This is a genomic window from Listeria cossartiae subsp. cayugensis (assembly GCF_014229095.1).
GTDB classification, from domain to species: Bacteria; Bacillota; Bacilli; order Lactobacillales; family Listeriaceae; genus Listeria; species Listeria cayugensis.
This window is the reverse complement of record NZ_JAARZC010000001.1, coordinates 252605-270321: the sequence shown is the minus strand read 5'-3', so window position 1 is coordinate 270321 and position 17717 is coordinate 252605. Positions and strand designations below refer to the sequence as shown.

Sequence of the window (17717 nt, the reverse complement as noted above, 5' to 3'; positions counted from 1 at the left end):
CCTTCACCACCAAATTTTAAATGCTTCGTATTCTTTATCACTCATCAAATGCTTTACTAATTTATAACATTCTAAGCGAATTAAATGCCGATAAGATACATTTCTTCCTAAATCCCGATGTTTAATTGTTTCTTTCATACGCAAATCATACGCTTGTAATACCTTTTGCCGAGCTGCTTTTTTCATATAGCAAAAGTTAGCATCTTTTTCAAAATCATCTTCGGTAATAATATGTTTGTTTAACAAACTAAAAATAATCCGATCAGCAATTAAAAGAGGGCTCACTGCATAATAATCCCTATCTCATCCGAATAACCACATTTAAACTCAATAACACTCTCATAACGGTTTATTTCACGCACAACGCCCTCACCTTTTTTATAAAGATAGTCAGGAACACTCACCATAAATTCAGCTAAATTGGTTCTTGCAATCATTTTCTCTTTTGTTGATATTTCTTTAGAAGTTTTACGAAGAGCAACAAAACATGAATTAATTTCTTCCGCATTATCTTGCCAAACTTTTTCAGGAATAACAGAAACCGAATTAATGTTTCTAAATCTCATACGAACATCCGCTTTATCCAGTTCATAACTATCAAAAGCTTTCACATAGTTTATTGTTTCTATCAAATCGTTATAAAATTCACTCCCACGCAAAGCCTCTGTTGAATAAACCCGCTCCACCAGCTCCATTTTCTTCTCTTCTGTCAAAATGCCAGCATGCTCATTCAAAATCGTCTTAGAATTTTCAAATATCAACTTATCGATAAAAGTTCCAACCCCTGAGCAAACTTTCGCCCCACCATCAAAAACATAGACATTCGTATCCACATCCAGTGCCCGGTTTCGATAGCATCTGCCCATCCGCTGAAACAGCCCATTCACATCCGACAACTCCGTGAACAGTAAATCAAAATCAATATCCAAAGAAGCCTCAACGACTTGCGTTGCCACCCAAATACATTTTTTCGTACTATCTTTTTGCCCATCCTTAAAAATCGCATCCTCTTTAGCCGAACGATCTTTTTTAATAAATTGACTGTGAATGAGATGAATTTCTTCACCTTGAAAATGCTCTTTTAACTCCGAATAGATTTTTTTCGCTTTACTAATAGTATTACAAATAACTAAAATTCGATTATTGTTAAAAAATGGTTTAATAAATTCACTTTCAATCTCTGTATGAACCATCTCCATGCTATGCCGAACCCGCGACGATACAAATTTTTCTTTTGGTTGGACAAAATTCACGCCGTTTTCTAAAAGTAAATCTGTCACTATTCCCGGTAAAGTCGCTGTCATAATACAGAACTTCCCGCCAAATTTATCAATATAAGACAACCCTAAAATCAAATAAGCTAATAAGTCTGAGGAGTACATCTGGATTTCATCAATAATCACTTTAGAATAAGATAAAGTGGCTAATTTATGCTCAAAACCAGCATAACGAAAGACAAAATCAAACAATTGATCGAGCGTACAAATAGTTACAGGTAAAGACATTTGCCTCGTCCGCGTATAATATTCATCAATATCCATCTCCGCATTTCCCTCGTGCAGCAAATACTGACTATAAGTTTCTGAATGCAGTAAACCAACTCGCTCAGCTTGGTTAGTCGTAACAATATTTTTCGTGATTCGCTCATAAATCGCATTGATTGCCGTGCGCAGTGGCAGCGTGAAAAAACCTTTATTATTCCCAAGCCAAAGCAGCCCAGCCTCAGTTTTCCCCATGCCAGTTTCAGCAATAACGACGATATTATCATTTTGGTGTCGCATCATATATTTTTGCAAAGCGTTCCAATCAGCTTCTGGATTTTCCGCTTTAAAATGGGCTAGTTGCACTTCCATCGAATCCATTAAAAAATCATTTTCTAGCTCTACATCAATTCCCCCACTCGCTGCAAAGTCAATCCGATTGAGCAAGCCTTTTAGTAGAACATATTTTTTGAATGTTTCTGCGTCAGCCGCGGAGTTACCTTCGAAAATTCGGGATCCGGGGTAGAAATACAACATTTCTACCTCACTACTATATTCTGCATTTTCTCCTAGCCGACTGAAATTAAAATTCGTCCACTGCTCTTCTAATCTAATAATTTCTTTTTTCCAATCTGAATCAGAAAAATCATATTTTCTTTCATGATGTCGCGCAATTGCTTGATAAACTACTTTTATTTCATCATCCGAGTATCCCATTTGTTCCAGCTTACTATCTGGAACAAATGCAACAGACAAATAACCATGCGGAATTTCTTTGCCTTTGCCTTTACCAAAATCATTACCCACTTTCTTTTGGAATAATAGGTTCATTTTCCCTAAATCATGTAGTAAACAAACTAATTCTAGTAAATACCAATCTATTTCCACAGCTGGGTATAGTTTTTTTAGCCTTTGATAGTTTTTTAATAAATTATCCGTATGTTCTTGAATTGTTTCTTCTGGATTAGACTTCGCTAAATATTTCTGCATCTCAGGGCCGCTCCTTATACAAAATCCCCTTGAACACTATGCATTCAAGGGGTAATTGTTCGTTATTTATTACTCCTCTTCTTCAATAAAGACTAAGTAATCATCTTCATCAAAAAAGAAAACATCTTTCTTAGAGACGAAAATTCTACTTGAGTAAATAACATCTTTCTTTCGCCACTTACGGAAAAACTTGGGTGCTTTTTCCGTTCCGTGATTAACTCTTTCATATTTTTCAGTTAGCAAATATCTTGTACCTAGCAGCTTATCGCGACCAACCGAGCTTTCATGTGATTTGAAATGAATAGAATTATTTTCAGTGAGCGAGATTGGTACATAGGCATTGTAACCATCTGATATTTCTGTGCTTTTCGAGGGCTGTCGTTTCTCCACATCCACAACATCCACCTCTTGAATAGTCGCAATATCCTCACGACGGCCAAGCGATGGGAACTCGATAGGCTCTCTAAATGCTTTTTCGATGATTGGTACAAGTGATGGATCTTCGGGAATGATGTGCAGCAGTAGTTCTAAATCCACAAGAAGCTCTACCGTCGATATACCACGACTCACACCATAATCACCCACTTTGATTTGATGACGAGTGGCATCGTAATTCAATCCATTTTTAAATTCATATCTCGTCGCTAAATCATTCACCTTCGAAAAGTACTTGCCTTGAATACTAATTTTCATTTCATGATAGCTCGTAAAACCACAAAGCGTATGAACCATCCCAATTACAGTCGAATAAGGCGGCAAAGGATAGGTTTCTTTTAATTGAAAACTAGTTGGTTTTTTAAAATTCACCAAGTCTTGCCAAAGTTTTACTCTAATTGCTTTCATAATAAGCATCAATCTTTCCTTTAATATCGTTGAAGAATACTGGTACAGATTCTGCTTTTAGCTCGGCTTTCACTTCATCAGAATTAGCAAATTGCCCGTCAATAATACCCACTCTCGTATTTTCTTTGATATCTTCATACGTAAGTAAATCTTTAATATTTTTAATAACAATATTGTTATCTGCTACATCTACAACATTTTGGAAAACAGGATTTTTCACGTCATAAACTCCGCCAATAACAAAAAGTGGTTTTAAATCTTCCCGACGTCCGCGAATGTCACGGTACAAGAACGCCACTGTATCCATCAATTTCTTCACACGACGAGCTTTTTCTTTATTATCAATTTCAATATTTCCGTCAATACCAATTTGATCTAAATCAATTGTGATTGTATAACGATAATAGGATTTATGGATTTCTGCTTGTGCGATATTCATATTTTCATTTAATTTATCAGCTTGCCCTTTATTAGTCAGGAAATCCAAATCACCTTTAAATGTTTCAAGCGAAATGGCATTAGATAAACGGACTTTTGCAGAACGTTTTTGTCCACCGCTTCCTTTTTCTGTTTTAAGGTAACCGAAGAAATCAAGTTCTGGGAAATCTATAATAGTCGCCTCACTCAAGAATTGAATGACTTTCTTATCGCCGCCACCTTCCGCCTTTACAGGAGCTTCTTTCTCTCCAATTTGATCCATTAAGTTGTAGCGAATTGCTTGGCGAGAAATATATGTATATTGGTCACCGTTATTTCTAGAAATCTTTTTAAGTGAAGAAATATTACCAAGAGACTCCCCATAGTTAGCACTTTCTGCTTGGAAAATGATTGTCATTGCTAGTCCTTTATTTTTCATCTGTGTTTCCCCCGTCTTCTTTTTTTGTTTTCTCTCCACCCACACCGAGCATAAATGCATAGCCTACTGATTTAAAAGCTTCATCATTCGTAAATACATTCATGAATACATTTGGAATTGGCTTAGCTAAATAGGAATAACTATTCAATAAAGTATCCATAAATCCATCTTTATCATTTACTTTTAAAGAATTTAATAATTTGTACGTTATTCCCGAAATTTTATTTTCTGACTTTTTGGTAACGTAACCTTCTTTAAATTCTGCACCACAATTTTGAACGAACCATAATTGTTTTTGAGAAATATTTGTCATCACTTCAATCTCCTTCAAAAATTTTGTATTTATATCTAATATCCCTGAAACATGTCCCATATTGTAATACAAACCATTCACATTAGTTTGCTTATAATAGATTAATTTATGAATAAGTGTAAATAAGTTTTCATTGTTCATTAAATGTTGGATAACCTCTTTATACAAATTAATATTCAAATTACCCTCTTTATAACCACAACGAATTAAACTTTTCAATATTCCCTTTGAATCATTCACAATATCCAACATTTTTTTAGAAAGTATATTGAAACGATAATGCTCATTTTCGTATCTAACTAACTGAATGTCTGCAAGTTCATAGCGTCGATTATTTTCATGCTCCATCGTAATAGACTCCACAAGTGCTCGATAAGTATTCGTTGAATTAATTCCATCTTTGTTAAAATGCAAGATAGAGTTCCGCATGCGTTCATTGACACGATGTAACTCATCTACACCATAAGAATCATTGATAAACATTCCTTCTCCGTAAACATACGTAAATCCAGCAGGAACACATGAATAAATCAATCGACAAACCGGACAAGTCGCTACATCATTGTTAAAATCCCATACGTGCGCAGTTTTTCTTGCAGTATCAAATCCAACTTCATTCATAAAACTAAGATCTAATTTCAAATTCTTAATTGGTTGATTACAGCTGAAACAATTATATTTTGCTTTAGACAAATCTGTATCTAAATATTCTATTATTGGATCAACAAAGCTAGTTTTGTAATCTAAATAAGGATCCATAATTTTTGTTTGTTTCAAAAGGAAAGATATTCCTGACCACCCTTTATTAATAACAGAATAAATCAGATTCTTTGCAGCTAGATATCGGAGACCTTTGTCACTCGCACAAAAATCAATAATAGCATCTAATTGAGTATAATTTTGCTTCACTTTTTCAATTATCTCCGCCTTCACATCTTCCCATTTTTGTTTTTTAGTCAGATTAATCGTATTTAAATTTTCTAGCCATTTATTTACATCAGCTTTGGAATCAATTAACGAAAATACCTTGATGTAATTAGCTTTCTTCAAGTAAAACTTCACTACATCTTTCACATATTTATTTAAATTATCCAAGGCTTCTTCATCAAAAGAAGCAAAATCCTCCGCTCTAAATCGTTCCATTGTATCTTTATAGGAAACGATTTTAGACCAAGATAACGTTTCTTTATACTCTTTAATGAAGAAATTAAAATACTTAGTTTCAAAATCCTCTAACAAATCTGCTGTAAAATAAATCGCTTGTCCTTCAATTCTTACATTTTCTTTTCCAACAATATTTAGAAAACCTACTAAACCCGCGTTTATCAGCCAATCATCTGCCCATACTTCTATTTCTGTCTGCATCCTTCCACCTCCAGTCTAAAGCTGCTCGATCATTCCAAATCCCGATCCTGTCATCGTTCCAAGCCCATTCTCCACCAAATACTTCTGCAAATAACCCTCAGCCTCCAATTCAAAAATCCCGACCGAGCTTTCAATATGTATCTCGTGGCAATAAACAACTACTTTCTTCATCGAAATTGGCGTTATTTTCAATTTCTCCAAATCATAGCGAGCTTGCTCACCAAATGCATCCAATAAATACGGCAACATGTTTCTTTTCAAAGTTGGCTCAAATTCCTCATCCTCAAAACTATAAAACCAATTCTTGAAAGTTTCCCTATCATGAGCTCGACTGGCAATTGGCGAAAGCGTTCTCAAAACTGTTCGATTGCCGATAACTTTTTTCTCCGGAACTATTTGGATGTTTTTTATCGTAATATGATTCCCAGCTCCAAATAAAACTTTGCTACCTTTCAAACTTATCAATGCGTTATAAAAAATGATTCCTGTTTCCGCATCTCCTGTTGAAAAGTTAATAATACAATTCGCTTCATCGAGCTGAATTTCTACCCCTTTATTTCGAGGTTTGGGCAGGTATACGGAAAACGTATATTGTTTATGTTTATTCCCACCAAACAAATCCTCATATCTCTCTGGACTCGATTTCGTTATCCCCGCTTTGAATAAACTAACAACTTTACTTTGAAAATCTTTTGGAATTATTTTAGAATCAAAATCACAATTTATCTTTAATCTCATTGTGTCTCCACCTCCATTTCTATGAGTTAAATCTAACATAAAAAAACGTCCAAATCAATTGCAAATAAAGACTTTTCGATAGTTTGTGTTTTTCCAAACATTTAACAATAACTTTCTTTATTTTTTTCACTTTTACTCTCAAAATAAAATTTTCACATTTTACTATTTTTCCTAAAATTAGACTTGTAACCGCTTTCCATCCATGATAAAATCGTCCTATAAACAAAATAACCTTATTTAGGAATGTAACCAACTTGGGCATAACCTAGATAAATCAAAAATTGGCTTTTTGGGCGAATTTTCGATTTATCTAGGTTTTTATTTTGCTAAAAACTTACAAAAAAGGAGAACAAGATGAAGAAAAATATTTTTAAATTGTTGATGGCGTTATGCGCAGTACTGCTAATCGCGGGTTGTGGTAACAGCACAGATGCAGACAAAAAAGAGACAAAAGAAACTAAAGAAGACGGTACAGTAACATTTTATGTAGTACGTCACGGTAAAACAATGTTAAACACAACTGACCGTGTACAAGGTTGGTCCGATGCAGTTCTTACTCCTGCTGGTGAAAAAGTAGTTACAAGTGCTGGTAAAGGATTAAAAGACGTTGATTTCTCTGCAGCTTACAGCAGTGACAGTGGTCGTGCTATCCAAACTGCAAACTTAATTTTAAAAGAAAGTGCTAAATCTGCTGATAAAGAAGTACAAACTGATGCACGTTTCCGTGAATTCAATTTTGGTTCTTATGAAGGCGATTTAAATGAAAATATGTGGACTGATATTGCGAAAAGCCAAGGTAAAACTTTAGAAGAATGGCAAAAAGCTGGTATCTCTCCAAAAGGCTTCGCGGATAGCGTAGCTGCTCTTGATAAAACTCGTGTTAAAGAAGGCGAAAACTGGCCTGCTGAAGATTATGCAACTATCCAAGCTCGTCTAAAAGATGGTTTAACAGAAGTTGCTAAAAAAGAAAGCAAAAATGGCGACAGCAATGTATTACTAGTTTCCCACGGACTAAGCATTGGCGCGCTACTTGATACTATCGAACCAGGTTATAAACTTCCTGCTGCTGGTATCAAAAATGCAAGTGTAACTAAAATCACTTACAAAGATGGTAAATTCACTATTGGTGATGTAAATGATTTAAGCTACGTTGAAAATGGTTCTAAGTAAATAGTTCAATTAAAAGCCCAAAATATATAATTTTGGGCTTTTGTTTTTACTAAATAAAGACTTGTTTTTCTTCATTACAATTACTATACTTAGAGAAAAAGGAACCACGGAGGACATCTAGTTGAAGAAACTTACTTATATTATTATCACTGGTGTGGCACTTGTTTTTATTGTCGGCGCTTTTTGGATTACGAATTCCACTAACAAAACAGAACAAAAAGCTACTCCAACTGAGACACCGAAAAAATCAAGTCCAGCTAATGTTAAAACCATTTCAACACAAGCTAAGAAAACTTTGAATGCCCTAGCAAGCTCCGGAGCAGACAAAGCGTCTATTTCCGATTTAAATCAATTAATTAAAGAACTAAAATCCTACCCCGCCGAAGAAAATAAATCCGGCGAATATCTTCAAAATCTAACAGCTTGCTTAGAGGCCGTCGAGTCATATACAACTGGCAAAGCAGATGAAAAAGTGCTTGGTAAAGTATATCCAGCCTTTCTCGCAAGCGAACAAAAACTATCAGCTGTCGAAAAAACAACACAATATGATTGGTTTTATGCCGCAGCAGCAACAAACCAACAAGGATTAAAAGAAAAAGGTGTTGTCACTTTAACAATGGTTGGCGATAACTCATTCGGAACCTATCCAGAAACACCCGAACACCTTAAATTCGATAATGTCTTCAAAAAAAATAACGGCGACAATACTTATGTTTTTAAAAACTGTCTTCCTTGGTTCAAATCAGATGACTACACAGTAATAAACGCCGAAAGTGCCTTTACAAACGCAACAAAAGCCGAAAATAAAATGTGGCGCATCAAAAGCGATCCCGCTCACGTAGCCTTTTTACCAGCAAGTGGTGTCGATGCAGCCAATCTTGCAAATAACCACACGATGGACTATTTCCAAGTCGGTTATGACGAAACATTAAAAGCATTTAAAGACAACAATATTCCCGTCTTCAATGCAGACGCTCCGCTTGAAACAACGATTAAAGGGATGAAAACGGTTATGCTTGGCTATGATTGCCGCATGAGTCAGCAATCCCCTGCCTATCTTGAAAGAATTGTAAAAGACGTTAAAAAATATAAAAAAGAAGATACACTGGTTATCGTCAATATGCACTGGGGTGTAGAATACCGCGAAACGCCAACGAATTATCAAACCGAATTTGGCCACGCGATTTTAGATGCTGGTGCTGATATAATTATGGGTTCTCACCCGCACCGTCTTGAAAGTGTAGAAAAATATAAAGATAAGTACATCGTTTATAGTATGGGCGACTTCGCGTTTGGAGCGGATCCAACTCTACTTTCGCGCATGACTTCGATGTTCCAACTTCGCTTTACAAAAGAAGATAACAAAATTGTTCTAAAAGATATTTCGATTGTTCCTACTTATGAAAATTCAGACGGTAGTACAACGGAAAATAATTACCAGCCACTTCCCGTGTTTGGCGAAGATGCTAAAAAAATTGTCGACGAACTTAACCGCATCAGTAAACCAATTGAAGGCGGCGTCACTGAATACACTTACTTTGATCCATTTTGATAAGCAAAAGAGTGGCTATCTTCCATTTAAGAAGATAGCCACTCTTTTTTATCTAGCTATTAATGTGTCACAAATTGCGTGAGCCATAATATAAGAAGAAACACTGCCTAGTACTAGTTTTTCTACTCGATTCATCCCTGTCGCTCCGCAAATGATTAAATCTGCTTGAAACTCTGCAGGAATATCGGTAGAAAGCAAGATTTTCGGATTTCCTTTGGCAACAAAAGTTTCAACATGTTTCACTCCTGCTGTTCTGGCTTTGTCGGCATATTCATTGACCTGCGTTTTAAGTTCGAGTTCGGCTTTTTCTTCCAAGCTGCCATCATAAGAAACATTTGGAGAAAAGGCACGTAAATCGACAATACTTGCAATTCCAAGTACCCCGTCTAATTTGAGTGCTAATTCCAGTCCTTTTTCAAAGGCTAATTTGGCTGGTTCTGAACCATCCACTGCTACAAGAATGCGATGATATTTTTCCATCATATAAACCCTCCTACAACTTTTCTTATAGTATTCCATACCCTATAAAAATGATTTTAGGCCTATCATTCGTTGATTTTGCGAATCGTTTCACATATTTTAGAATTTATTTTTTCTGAACATAATTAATGCGATGAAACTAAGCATAATTCCGGCTAACGGTGATGCGCTCATTCCTTTATCGCCAGTTTGTGGAAGTGCTTTCGTCTCTGGTTGTTTTGTATTTTCTGTTTTCGCCACATTATTTTCTTTCGTTGTTAATGCCGTCTGTTCTGATGTTTCTTTCGCTGGTGCTTGGTCTTCGGAGTTTTCGCTAATGATGTCTGGGATTGTGTTGTTATTGTCTGTTTCTTCTTGAGGTGTGGGTTTTACTTCTGGTGTTGGTGGGGTTGGAATTATTACTTCACTGTTGCCAGCAGTTACTGTCACGATTACAGTTACAGGGTCTGCTTTTTGGCCGCGTTCATTTTCAGCATTCAAAGTTACGGTGTATTCGCCTGGGGAGTTTAAATCTACAACTTGATCAAAATCGCTTGTTAAAATGGCATTTCCAGTGACTGAACTATGGATTTCTGCCAAAAATTCATCTGCGGATTTCGTTGTTTTTTGCTTATAAGAAATTTTCGAATCGGCGGTAATAACTGGTTTTTCGTGAACAGTTACTTTTACTTTTACGGGTGCCGCTTTAAGTCCAGCAGCATTTTCCGCATTCAATGTAACCATATATTCGCCCGGTACATCGAGCTTCACAACTTGGTCAAAATCGCTTGTTACAGCTGTCCCGTCGTCTGTTTTCGCTTGTACATCTTTTAAAAATTGTGCTTCTGAAATGGCGTCATATTGGTTGTAATCAAAATTTTCATCGGCCGTTAAATCGAGTGTGTGGCTAATATCAAAATATTGATCGTATGTTCCGCTTGAAATGGTATAAGACGTCATGCTTGGCGGTGTTGGATAGCTACCTGTCGGGAAATCATAACGCGCATTATATTCAATTTCTGTTAGATTATCGATTTCTTCTTTTGTCACACCACTAACGGTAATGCCGTCATTAGTAATTGTCAGACGTGAACTCGGAAGCGCCACATCGTTAAATCCTAAATACGTATTGCTTGCGGAAGTCGATTTTGAAAAAGGTGCGACGGTTCCATCAAAACTAGTTAAAGGATTTGGCATCATCGAGAATGGTAAATATAACGTTTGCTTTGCTTCGTTAAAATCCAGTTTGCTTGATTTAAGTGTAATGCGCGGATTTGTTCGTCCTGTATTTTGCCCGAAAGCTGCGAGTGCTTTTAAGTTTCCATTTTTAAAACTTTCAAAATCATTTAATGGTCTAAAATCATCAATTCCGTCAAATTGCACGAAAAGCGTTGTCAATGCCGGTAAAGATGCGAGCGCTGAAATATCCGTGATTTTCATGGAGTTTTGCGCGTAGATATAGGTTAATTTCGGTAATTTATTAAAATTTTTGAAGACATTATGTGTAACTTCGCTTCCGCTAATGCTAATGCTTTGTAAATTAACAAGTCCATTTAAATCTACGAAAAGACTATCTACTACGTTATCGCCGCCAACAGTTATGTAAGTCAAAGATGTTTGGTTTTTAATCGGTGCGAGTGTAGTGATTTTGGTGTTATTGAGTGAAAGCGTGACAAGATTATCCGCTTCTTCTAACCCTGTTAAATCTGTATAAGTGTTTCCAGAAAGTGTCACGGTCTGGATTGTGTTCATTTGTGTTTTCGTTATTGGAGCATCACTTGCTTGTTTGAGTAAGCCATTGAGATAAGCTCTTAAATTGGTATCTGGAATAGTAACATTATTATTCGTTTCATCTGCGTGAGCTGCTGTGGAAGGATATATCATTATGAATATACAAATCATCGCAAGAAATATTTTCAGTGCTTTTTTCATTTAAAGTCTCCTTAGTGGTTAATTTCTTCCCAAAGTATAACCGCCTAAAAAGCAACTCTCAATACGTTTTCGTAATATATTTCACGTTTGATTTGCTTTAATATTCATATTATTCAATTTTCTTTTCGAACAAATGGCTTTAAACCAACAAAGAGAGCGCTTTTTTATTGAAATAAAAGAAATTCGAAAATTCTATCAACGTAACATTTTGTACACAAATAGCTGTTTTAGAATACTAATATTACACAAAGTCGTTTGGTTTTAGTTAAATAATTATCATTTAAATGTTGAAAAATGCTCTAAAAAAGTGATGCTCTATCCGTTATTGCTTTTCCTAATTTATGCTATACTGTTCATATTGATAGAAAAAGGGGTATATTTATGAACAATGAGCAAAACATGAATCAACAAATCGCTTTATTTTACTTCGGTTATAAGGCTTTTACAGAGACAGCTGATTTAATTATTGCCAAACATTCACTAAAAAGATTGCATCATCGTATTTTATTTTTCACAGCGCGGATGCCTGGCCTTACCATTAATGAACTTTTAACTTTTTTAGAAATATCCAAACAAGCCTTGCACCAACCACTCGCGGAACTCAAAGAGCGCGAACTTCTCACGATTGAACAAGGTACACGCGACAAACGCCAACGCTGTATTTTTCTAACGACAGCTGGCAAAGATCTAGAAAACGAACTCGGCGCCGCACAACGCAAACAAATGGCAGAAATTTTCGCCGACTCCTCAGATACGGACGGAAAGCACTTCACAGAAATAATGGAAGGCTACGCGGAAAACCGACCGGGCGCCGCTTTAATAAAAGATTTTAAGGAGTGATTTATGATGGAACAAATTCTATTTATCCAAACTGGCTTTGGTGTGGATGTCCATGGTCAAAACATCACCAAAGCAGCTGAACGCGCAGTACGAAACGCGATTTTCACTAACTCGATGCCCGGAATTCAAGGGCTTTTACCGGACGGCGACTTGCAAAATATGGTCGTTAATATCAAATTGGCACTACCGTGTGACGCGGATAAGCTCGATGAAGATACGATTCGCGCGATTATCCCTTATGGCACCGTGACTATCGAGAAAATGGCTGGCGGAATGATGACAACGAGCGGCATTTTCTTGGAGGACAAAGAAGACAAGAACGATTTAATGTATATCGTCAATGCTTCTGTTGAAACTGGATATTGAAGAAAAAACCATCTGATTAGTCAGATGGTTTTTGTATCTATTAAATAGTCCAAAATGGCTTCAAGCATTTGTTTATTATCTTCTGGAACATCCTCCGCTTTCATCGCTGCAAGGGTTTGAACATATTTGCCCGGTGTGATAAATTCCTCGTCAATCTGCAAAATCGTCTCAATCCCAGCCTTTTCCATTTCAAAATGAAATTGTAAGCCGATAATGTTTTCCGCATACAGAAAAGCTTGATTTAAGCAGCCTTCGCTCGCAAATAAACGTGTTGCACCTGCTGGTAACGAAAATGTATCTTGGTGCCAGTGGAAAACATGGAGTGATTCTGGGAAAAACGGTAGCTTGTCAGAAGTTCTTTTAATAGGGAACCAGCCCACTTCTTTTTCCTTATTTATCGTAATTTCACTTCCGAATGTTGCGGCGATTTGTTGCGCGCCGAGACACACGCCGAAAATAGGTTTGTTTTGTTCGCTTAATCGCTTAATTAAAGCACGTTCATCAGCCAGCCATGGGAATTCCGCGGTATCATTTATCCCCATCGGCCCACCAAGAACGATTAAAAAATCCGAATCATTTGGAACATGAGCATTTTCTTCAAATAGAGAATGTATTTTTAACTGATGCTGATTTTCTCTCGCCCAATTCGCTATAAGTCCAGGTCCTTCGTGCGGCACATGTTGCAATACATCAATAATCAATTTATCAGCTCCTGTCATTTTTTTCTATTATGACGGAATTTTTTGATTTGTGCAACTGCGCTTTTTATCAGGTATTGGGATCTTTTCATTTATATTTTGCGGAAATTTGTTGTTTGATTGCTTGGTAGTTTTCTACATCATCCGGATTTTCTGAGATAAAATCGTATTTTTGTACTTCCCCGAGTGTATTAAAATCAGCGAGGACGGATTGAGCTTCTTTTTTGTTTTTGCTGAATTTGCCGTAACCCATGCTAGTGATGGGATGAACGTCTTTGTCTTTTTCGCCGAGGAACATGGTATAGGTTTGTTCTTTTTCTAGTGCAATGTAGTTTTCGACAGCGACGTATTTGCCTGAACTTAAGTACCATGGTTCTGAAATGTCTATTTTATCACCTTTTTCTAGGTCGCCTTTGTAGGAAGCTAAAATTTCTACTTCACTAATTGTGTTGCTTTCTTTGCCAATGTCTTTATTTTGCAGCAGCTTTACTTTGACTATGTTATTGCTGTTACTTGCTAGTTCTTTCATGTTTTTCGGGATATTGTAATCTGCTCGGATGGTGATGGTTTTGGAGATTTTGGTGTCTTTTGTTACTTTTTCGCTTGGAGAGGAGCAGCTTGCCAGAATAATTGTTAGGAGTAGTATTGGGATTAGGGTCTTTTTCAATTTTAAATCCTCCTTTTATGTATGTGGTTTTGGCTTTCTCTTTGAGTTTAGCATAGGTTGGGCGCGTGGTGTAGTTGGAGGTTTAGAGGAAATTGGGGGTTTTTGGTGTGTTTGTTGCGGAATTGTTAACATGGGGATAAAAAATAAGTCTAAATCCTATTGGTTGGCTTTTTTGTGTAGGGAATAGAAATGATTTACATTTCACGATAAGTATCTAAAACAGTTTCACGACTCCACGTATTTTCTGCTACACGCAGATTTACATTTCACAATAAGTAACTAAAACTTTCGCCTTTATGCAAACGTGCGTTATAGCCATCGAAATTTATATTTCACATTAAGTAACTAAAACATTTATAGCGTTAGTTTCAAAATCAAATTATATATATTTACATTTCACAATAAGTATCTAAAACGGGAGATATGCGCTTGAAGCTTTTCGGGAAGTAGACGAATTTACATTTCACAATAAGTATCTAAAACTATTGCAATTGACTTTTTTAAGGTGCGAAAGGAGATTTACATTTCACAATAAGTATCTAAAACCCATTGCTGTTGCATACTCGCTCTTGATTTTCTCATTTACATTTCACACTAAGTATCTAAAACTTTGCCATTTTCTATGATAGCTCTGCGGTATGTATTATTTACATTTCACAATAAGTATCTAAAACTTAAAATATCGATTAATGTCATTAAATCTATCCCATTTACATTTCACAATAAGTATCTAAAACCCGCTAACTTTTCTTCTTACTCCCATCTTACCTCAAAAACCTATTTCTGTCGACCGACTAAAAATCAATGAAAATCCATCCTTCTCTACATGGTTTTCAAAACCAAAAACCACCAAACTCCCCTCACTCCAACCATTCTCACCTTTCTGTCGATCCCCAGCATTTTTCACGCTACCCAAGGTCGACAGACAACCAAACGCAAAAAAACAGCAACTCTAAAAGTTACTGTTTTCTGCATTAATCCTTAAAACAACGGATGCAACGAGCGATTCTCTTGAACGCCTTCGATTGCGCGGCCTAAGATACGGCCGATAGAAATGGTTGTTAGTTTGTCGAATTGTTTATCTTCTGGAAGGTCGATAGAGTCGGATGTGATGACTTCTTTGATATTGGAGTTTTGTAAACGTTCGGTTGCGTTTCCGGCCATGACGGAGTGGGTTGCGCAAGCGATGACTTCTACGGCACCTTTTTCTAATAAAATATCAGCTGAAGTGGTGGCACGGACGCCGGTATCGATAATATCATCGACAACGATTGCGACTTTGCCTTTTACATCACCAATGACGCTCATGATTTCGTCTTCATGCGGTCTTGGTTTACGGTTTAAAATAGCGATTGGCGCGTTTAGTCGGTCGGCGATTCTGCGGGCGCGAACTACGCCACTGTGATCCGGTGCGACAACGACAACGTCTTTTTCGCCGTAATGTTCTATCAAATAATCACCAATTAGCGGAATTGCTGAAAGATGATCGATTGGAATGTTGAAAAAGCCTTGAATTTGAGCTGCGTGTAAATCGACTGTGATTAAACGGTCTGCTCCAGCTCTTTGAATTAGATTGGCCATTAATTTGGCGGTAATTGGTTCTCTCGAGCGTGCTTTTCTGTCCTGACGAGCATAGCCATAATAAGGCATAATTATATTGATGGAATGCACAGAAGCGCGTTTTAAGGCATCTACCATGATTAAAAGTTCCATTAGGCGTTCGTTGACGTTAGAATTCATTGATTGCACAACATACGCGTTCGTTCCGCGGATACTTTCCTCAATATTAATTTTCACTTCTCCATCACTGAACTTTTGGAGCTCCACCTCACATAAAGGTATATTTAGATAATCTGCAATTTTTGTCGCAAGTGGTCTCTCACTCGTCACAGAAAAAAGTTTCATTTTGCCTGCCATTGCTATCTCCTTCCGCCGTACTGATTTCTTCTCCTTATTATTATATAGAACTGTCTAGGCATTGTCTACTAGCTAAAATGTTTCACAAATCAAAAAAGGTTGAAAAAGCAATTAGCGCTCTTTCAACCTTTTTCATTTATGTCAGCCTCTTAATTCGGCTTGGATTTCTTTTAGTTTTTTGGGAGTTACGTCATCGCCAAGTGGGTCAATAATTGTTACATGATGTAAATTATCTTGCACTGTCCCTCTGATTTTTTTCAAGTATTCTTGACGAAGGGCAGCTTGTCTTTCTTTTTCAAAAGCAGTTAATCCTTCACTTTTTTGTTTTGCAGCAAGTTCATTAATATTTTTTAATAACAATTTCATGCTATCCCTCCTATCATTTTAAAGTTACTTTTAATAAGTAACTAACCAAATTATAATATAAAGGTCAATAAAAGTCAAACTTCTTTTCCGGGTCGCGTATCCTTCTTTTTTTGCGTTCGTATATAAGGTCCATTAATGCCCCCGAACCAAGCAGGACGCCAATAATGATAAAAATGAACCCTACTAGCTGTGGAATTCTAATTGCTTCACCAAGGAAAAGCAACGCGCCGATTAATGAAAATAATGGATTAAAATTCATAAAAATAGCCGAGCGCGACGGACCAATTTTTCCGACTGCGTAGTTATAAACGAAATTACCAAAGGCTGTCGCAACTACTGCTGATACAACAAACAAGAGCCACAATTTCCACGAGTGAACTGCCATCAATTCTGACACGCCAGCAGGCTCCATGAAACGACTTACGGCAAACAACATAACCGAACCAAGAAATAGCATATATCCCGTCATCAGCCCCGTGTCCATCGATCCTGCGAGCTTTTTAATTATAATGAAACTAAACGCCTGAGAAGCCATCGCGATAAAAATGTCGATATCTCCAATCGAAATCCCGCTTATCCCCGTCCCATTAGAAAGCACAACCAAACTCACGCCAAAAATCCCTGCTAAAAAACCAACTGCACGCCAAGCTCCAATTCGTTCACGGAGAAAAATGACAGAAAAAATCGCCACAACAATCGGCGCAGAACCAAGAATAAGCCCAGCATTCGTCCCAGTCGTCAGCTTCAACCCATTCGACAAGAAAAAATGATGAATAACAATATTAAAAATACTAGCGAGGAAAATCAAACCAAATTCCCGCTTTGTAGGCAGACGTAATTTTTTAGTAATAAATAAAATAATAATAACGGTTATGGCTGCGGTGAAAATCCGAAAAGAAGTCATCGTAACCGTCGGAAAATAGCTAACTAACACCTTTGTCATCGTGACGTTAAAGCCCCAACTCGCCATCACTGCAATTAATAAAAAATAAAGTCCGATTGGTGCTTTCTCTTTCTGCAAAACAAACACTCCTTTTTTATAGAAAAATGCCCCTTAAATTACTTTAAGGGGCATTTCATAGCGTCATCTTCCGCAGCCTTCCACAAAGCTATAACGCGGAAAATGGGGCAGTGATACTTAAGTCACTGCTTGTAGGCTCATCG

17 protein-coding genes and 1 CRISPR repeat array are annotated in these 17717 nt (G+C 36.8%); of the genes, 4 read left to right on the top strand and 13 right to left on the bottom strand.

Annotated features, from left to right (window positions below; all coding sequences use genetic code 11):
* Positions 1–3: 3 nt before the first annotated feature.
* From cas1 to cas6, 6 genes are all read right to left on the bottom strand, one after another.
* Complete coding sequence (gene cas1 / locus HCB49_RS01325) at positions 4–285, bottom strand: CRISPR-associated endonuclease Cas1 (protein ID WP_312026191.1); 282 nt, start codon at positions 283–285, stop codon at positions 4–6.
* Entirely contained in the window at positions 282–2471 is a 2190-nt protein-coding gene (gene cas3 / locus HCB49_RS01320; protein WP_185603879.1) for a CRISPR-associated helicase Cas3', read from the bottom strand. Before cas3 ends, cas1 begins: the two co-directional genes overlap by 4 nt.
* A gap of 69 nt (positions 2472–2540) precedes the next feature.
* Positions 2541–3323, bottom strand: a complete 783-nt coding sequence (gene cas5b, locus HCB49_RS01315) for a type I-B CRISPR-associated protein Cas5b (RefSeq protein WP_185603878.1) — start codon at positions 3321–3323, stop codon at positions 2541–2543.
* Positions 3301–4170, bottom strand: coding sequence for a type I-B CRISPR-associated protein Cas7/Cst2/DevR (cas7i, locus tag HCB49_RS01310; RefSeq protein WP_185603877.1), 870 nt, complete (start codon positions 4168–4170; stop codon positions 3301–3303). The genes cas5b and cas7i overlap by 23 nt, the downstream gene beginning before the upstream one ends.
* On the bottom strand, positions 4160–5848 hold the full coding sequence (gene cas8a1 / locus HCB49_RS01305) for a type I-B CRISPR-associated protein Cas8b1/Cst1 (protein ID WP_185603876.1): 1689 nt from the start codon (positions 5846–5848) through the stop codon (positions 4160–4162). Before cas8a1 ends, cas7i begins: the two co-directional genes overlap by 11 nt.
* A 15-nt stretch (positions 5849–5863) precedes the next feature.
* A complete protein-coding gene (cas6, locus tag HCB49_RS01300; RefSeq protein WP_185604488.1) occupies positions 5864–6586 on the bottom strand; it encodes a CRISPR-associated endoribonuclease Cas6 in 723 nt (240 codons plus the stop codon).
* A gap of 354 nt (positions 6587–6940) precedes the next feature.
* Between cas6 and HCB49_RS01295 the strand changes: the two genes are divergently transcribed.
* Entirely contained in the window at positions 6941–7756 is an 816-nt protein-coding gene (locus tag HCB49_RS01295; protein ID WP_185390672.1) for a histidine phosphatase family protein, read from the top strand.
* A gap of 121 nt (positions 7757–7877) precedes the next feature.
* Positions 7878–9308: a CapA family protein gene (locus HCB49_RS01290; protein ID WP_185603875.1), complete on the top strand. Its 1431-nt coding sequence runs from the start codon at positions 7878–7880 to the stop codon at positions 9306–9308.
* A gap of 48 nt (positions 9309–9356) precedes the next feature.
* Here HCB49_RS01290 and HCB49_RS01285 read toward each other — a convergent pair whose 3' ends face one another.
* A complete protein-coding gene (locus HCB49_RS01285; RefSeq protein WP_185391559.1) occupies positions 9357–9788 on the bottom strand; it encodes a universal stress protein in 432 nt (143 codons plus the stop codon).
* Positions 9789–9887: 99 nt separating this feature from the next.
* Entirely contained in the window at positions 9888–11699 is a 1812-nt protein-coding gene (locus HCB49_RS01280) for a LapB repeat-containing protein (RefSeq protein ID WP_185603874.1), read from the bottom strand.
* Between the two features lie 381 nt (positions 11700–12080).
* On the opposite strand from HCB49_RS01280, the gene HCB49_RS01275 reads away from it, so the two are divergent.
* Complete coding sequence (locus HCB49_RS01275; RefSeq protein ID WP_185603873.1) at positions 12081–12539, top strand: MarR family winged helix-turn-helix transcriptional regulator; 459 nt, start codon at positions 12081–12083, stop codon at positions 12537–12539.
* Between the two features lie 6 nt (positions 12540–12545).
* Positions 12546–12905: a Lin0512 family protein gene (locus tag HCB49_RS01270; RefSeq protein WP_181334177.1), complete on the top strand. Its 360-nt coding sequence runs from the start codon at positions 12546–12548 to the stop codon at positions 12903–12905.
* A gap of 20 nt (positions 12906–12925) precedes the next feature.
* Here HCB49_RS01270 and HCB49_RS01265 read toward each other — a convergent pair whose 3' ends face one another.
* From HCB49_RS01265 to HCB49_RS01245, 5 genes are all read right to left on the bottom strand, one after another.
* Entirely contained in the window at positions 12926–13606 is a 681-nt protein-coding gene (locus tag HCB49_RS01265; protein ID WP_185603872.1) for a type 1 glutamine amidotransferase, read from the bottom strand.
* An 85-nt stretch (positions 13607–13691) separates the two neighbouring features.
* A complete protein-coding gene (locus tag HCB49_RS01260) occupies positions 13692–14270 on the bottom strand; it encodes a hypothetical protein (protein ID WP_185603871.1) in 579 nt (192 codons plus the stop codon).
* A gap of 192 nt (positions 14271–14462) precedes the next feature.
* Positions 14463–15007: a CRISPR direct-repeat array (repeat unit 29 nt; unit sequence ATTTACATTTCACAATAAGTATCTAAAAC).
* Positions 15008–15251: 244 nt separating this feature from the next.
* The gene (locus HCB49_RS01255; protein ID WP_185603870.1) at positions 15252–16187 is read right to left on the bottom strand and encodes a ribose-phosphate diphosphokinase; all 936 of its coding nucleotides are present in this window, start codon (positions 16185–16187) and stop codon (positions 15252–15254) included.
* Positions 16188–16328: 141 nt separating this feature from the next.
* On the bottom strand, positions 16329–16553 hold the full coding sequence (locus HCB49_RS01250; protein WP_003721282.1) for a DUF896 domain-containing protein: 225 nt from the start codon (positions 16551–16553) through the stop codon (positions 16329–16331).
* A 64-nt stretch (positions 16554–16617) separates the two neighbouring features.
* Positions 16618–17574 carry a DMT family transporter gene (locus tag HCB49_RS01245; RefSeq protein WP_185603869.1) on the bottom strand — a complete coding sequence of 319 codons (957 nt, stop codon included), beginning with the start codon at positions 17572–17574 and terminating at the stop codon, positions 16618–16620.
* Positions 17575–17717 lie beyond the last annotated feature (143 nt).

Coding starts and splice junctions, on each gene's coding strand:
- cas3 (WP_185603879.1), bottom strand. CDS start 2,471: ATGCAGAAATATTTAGCGAAGTCTAATCCAGAAGAAACAATTCAAGAA.
- cas5b (WP_185603878.1), bottom strand. CDS start 3,323: ATGCTTATTATGAAAGCAATTAGAGTAAAACTTTGGCAAGACTTGGTG.
- cas7i (WP_185603877.1), bottom strand. CDS start 4,170: ATGAAAAATAAAGGACTAGCAATGACAATCATTTTCCAAGCAGAAAGT.
- cas8a1 (WP_185603876.1), bottom strand. CDS start 5,848: ATGCAGACAGAAATAGAAGTATGGGCAGATGATTGGCTGATAAACGCG.
- cas6 (WP_185604488.1), bottom strand. CDS start 6,586: ATGAGATTAAAGATAAATTGTGATTTTGATTCTAAAATAATTCCAAAA.
- HCB49_RS01295 (WP_185390672.1), top strand. CDS start 6,941: ATGAAGAAAAATATTTTTAAATTGTTGATGGCGTTATGCGCAGTACTG.
- HCB49_RS01285 (WP_185391559.1), bottom strand. CDS start 9,788: ATGGAAAAATATCATCGCATTCTTGTAGCAGTGGATGGTTCAGAACCA.
- HCB49_RS01280 (WP_185603874.1), bottom strand. CDS start 11,699: ATGAAAAAAGCACTGAAAATATTTCTTGCGATGATTTGTATATTCATA.
- HCB49_RS01275 (WP_185603873.1), top strand. CDS start 12,081: ATGAACAATGAGCAAAACATGAATCAACAAATCGCTTTATTTTACTTC.
- HCB49_RS01270 (WP_181334177.1), top strand. CDS start 12,546: ATGGAACAAATTCTATTTATCCAAACTGGCTTTGGTGTGGATGTCCAT.
- HCB49_RS01255 (WP_185603870.1), bottom strand. CDS start 16,187: ATGGCAGGCAAAATGAAACTTTTTTCTGTGACGAGTGAGAGACCACTT.
- HCB49_RS01250 (WP_003721282.1), bottom strand. CDS start 16,553: ATGAAATTGTTATTAAAAAATATTAATGAACTTGCTGCAAAACAAAAA.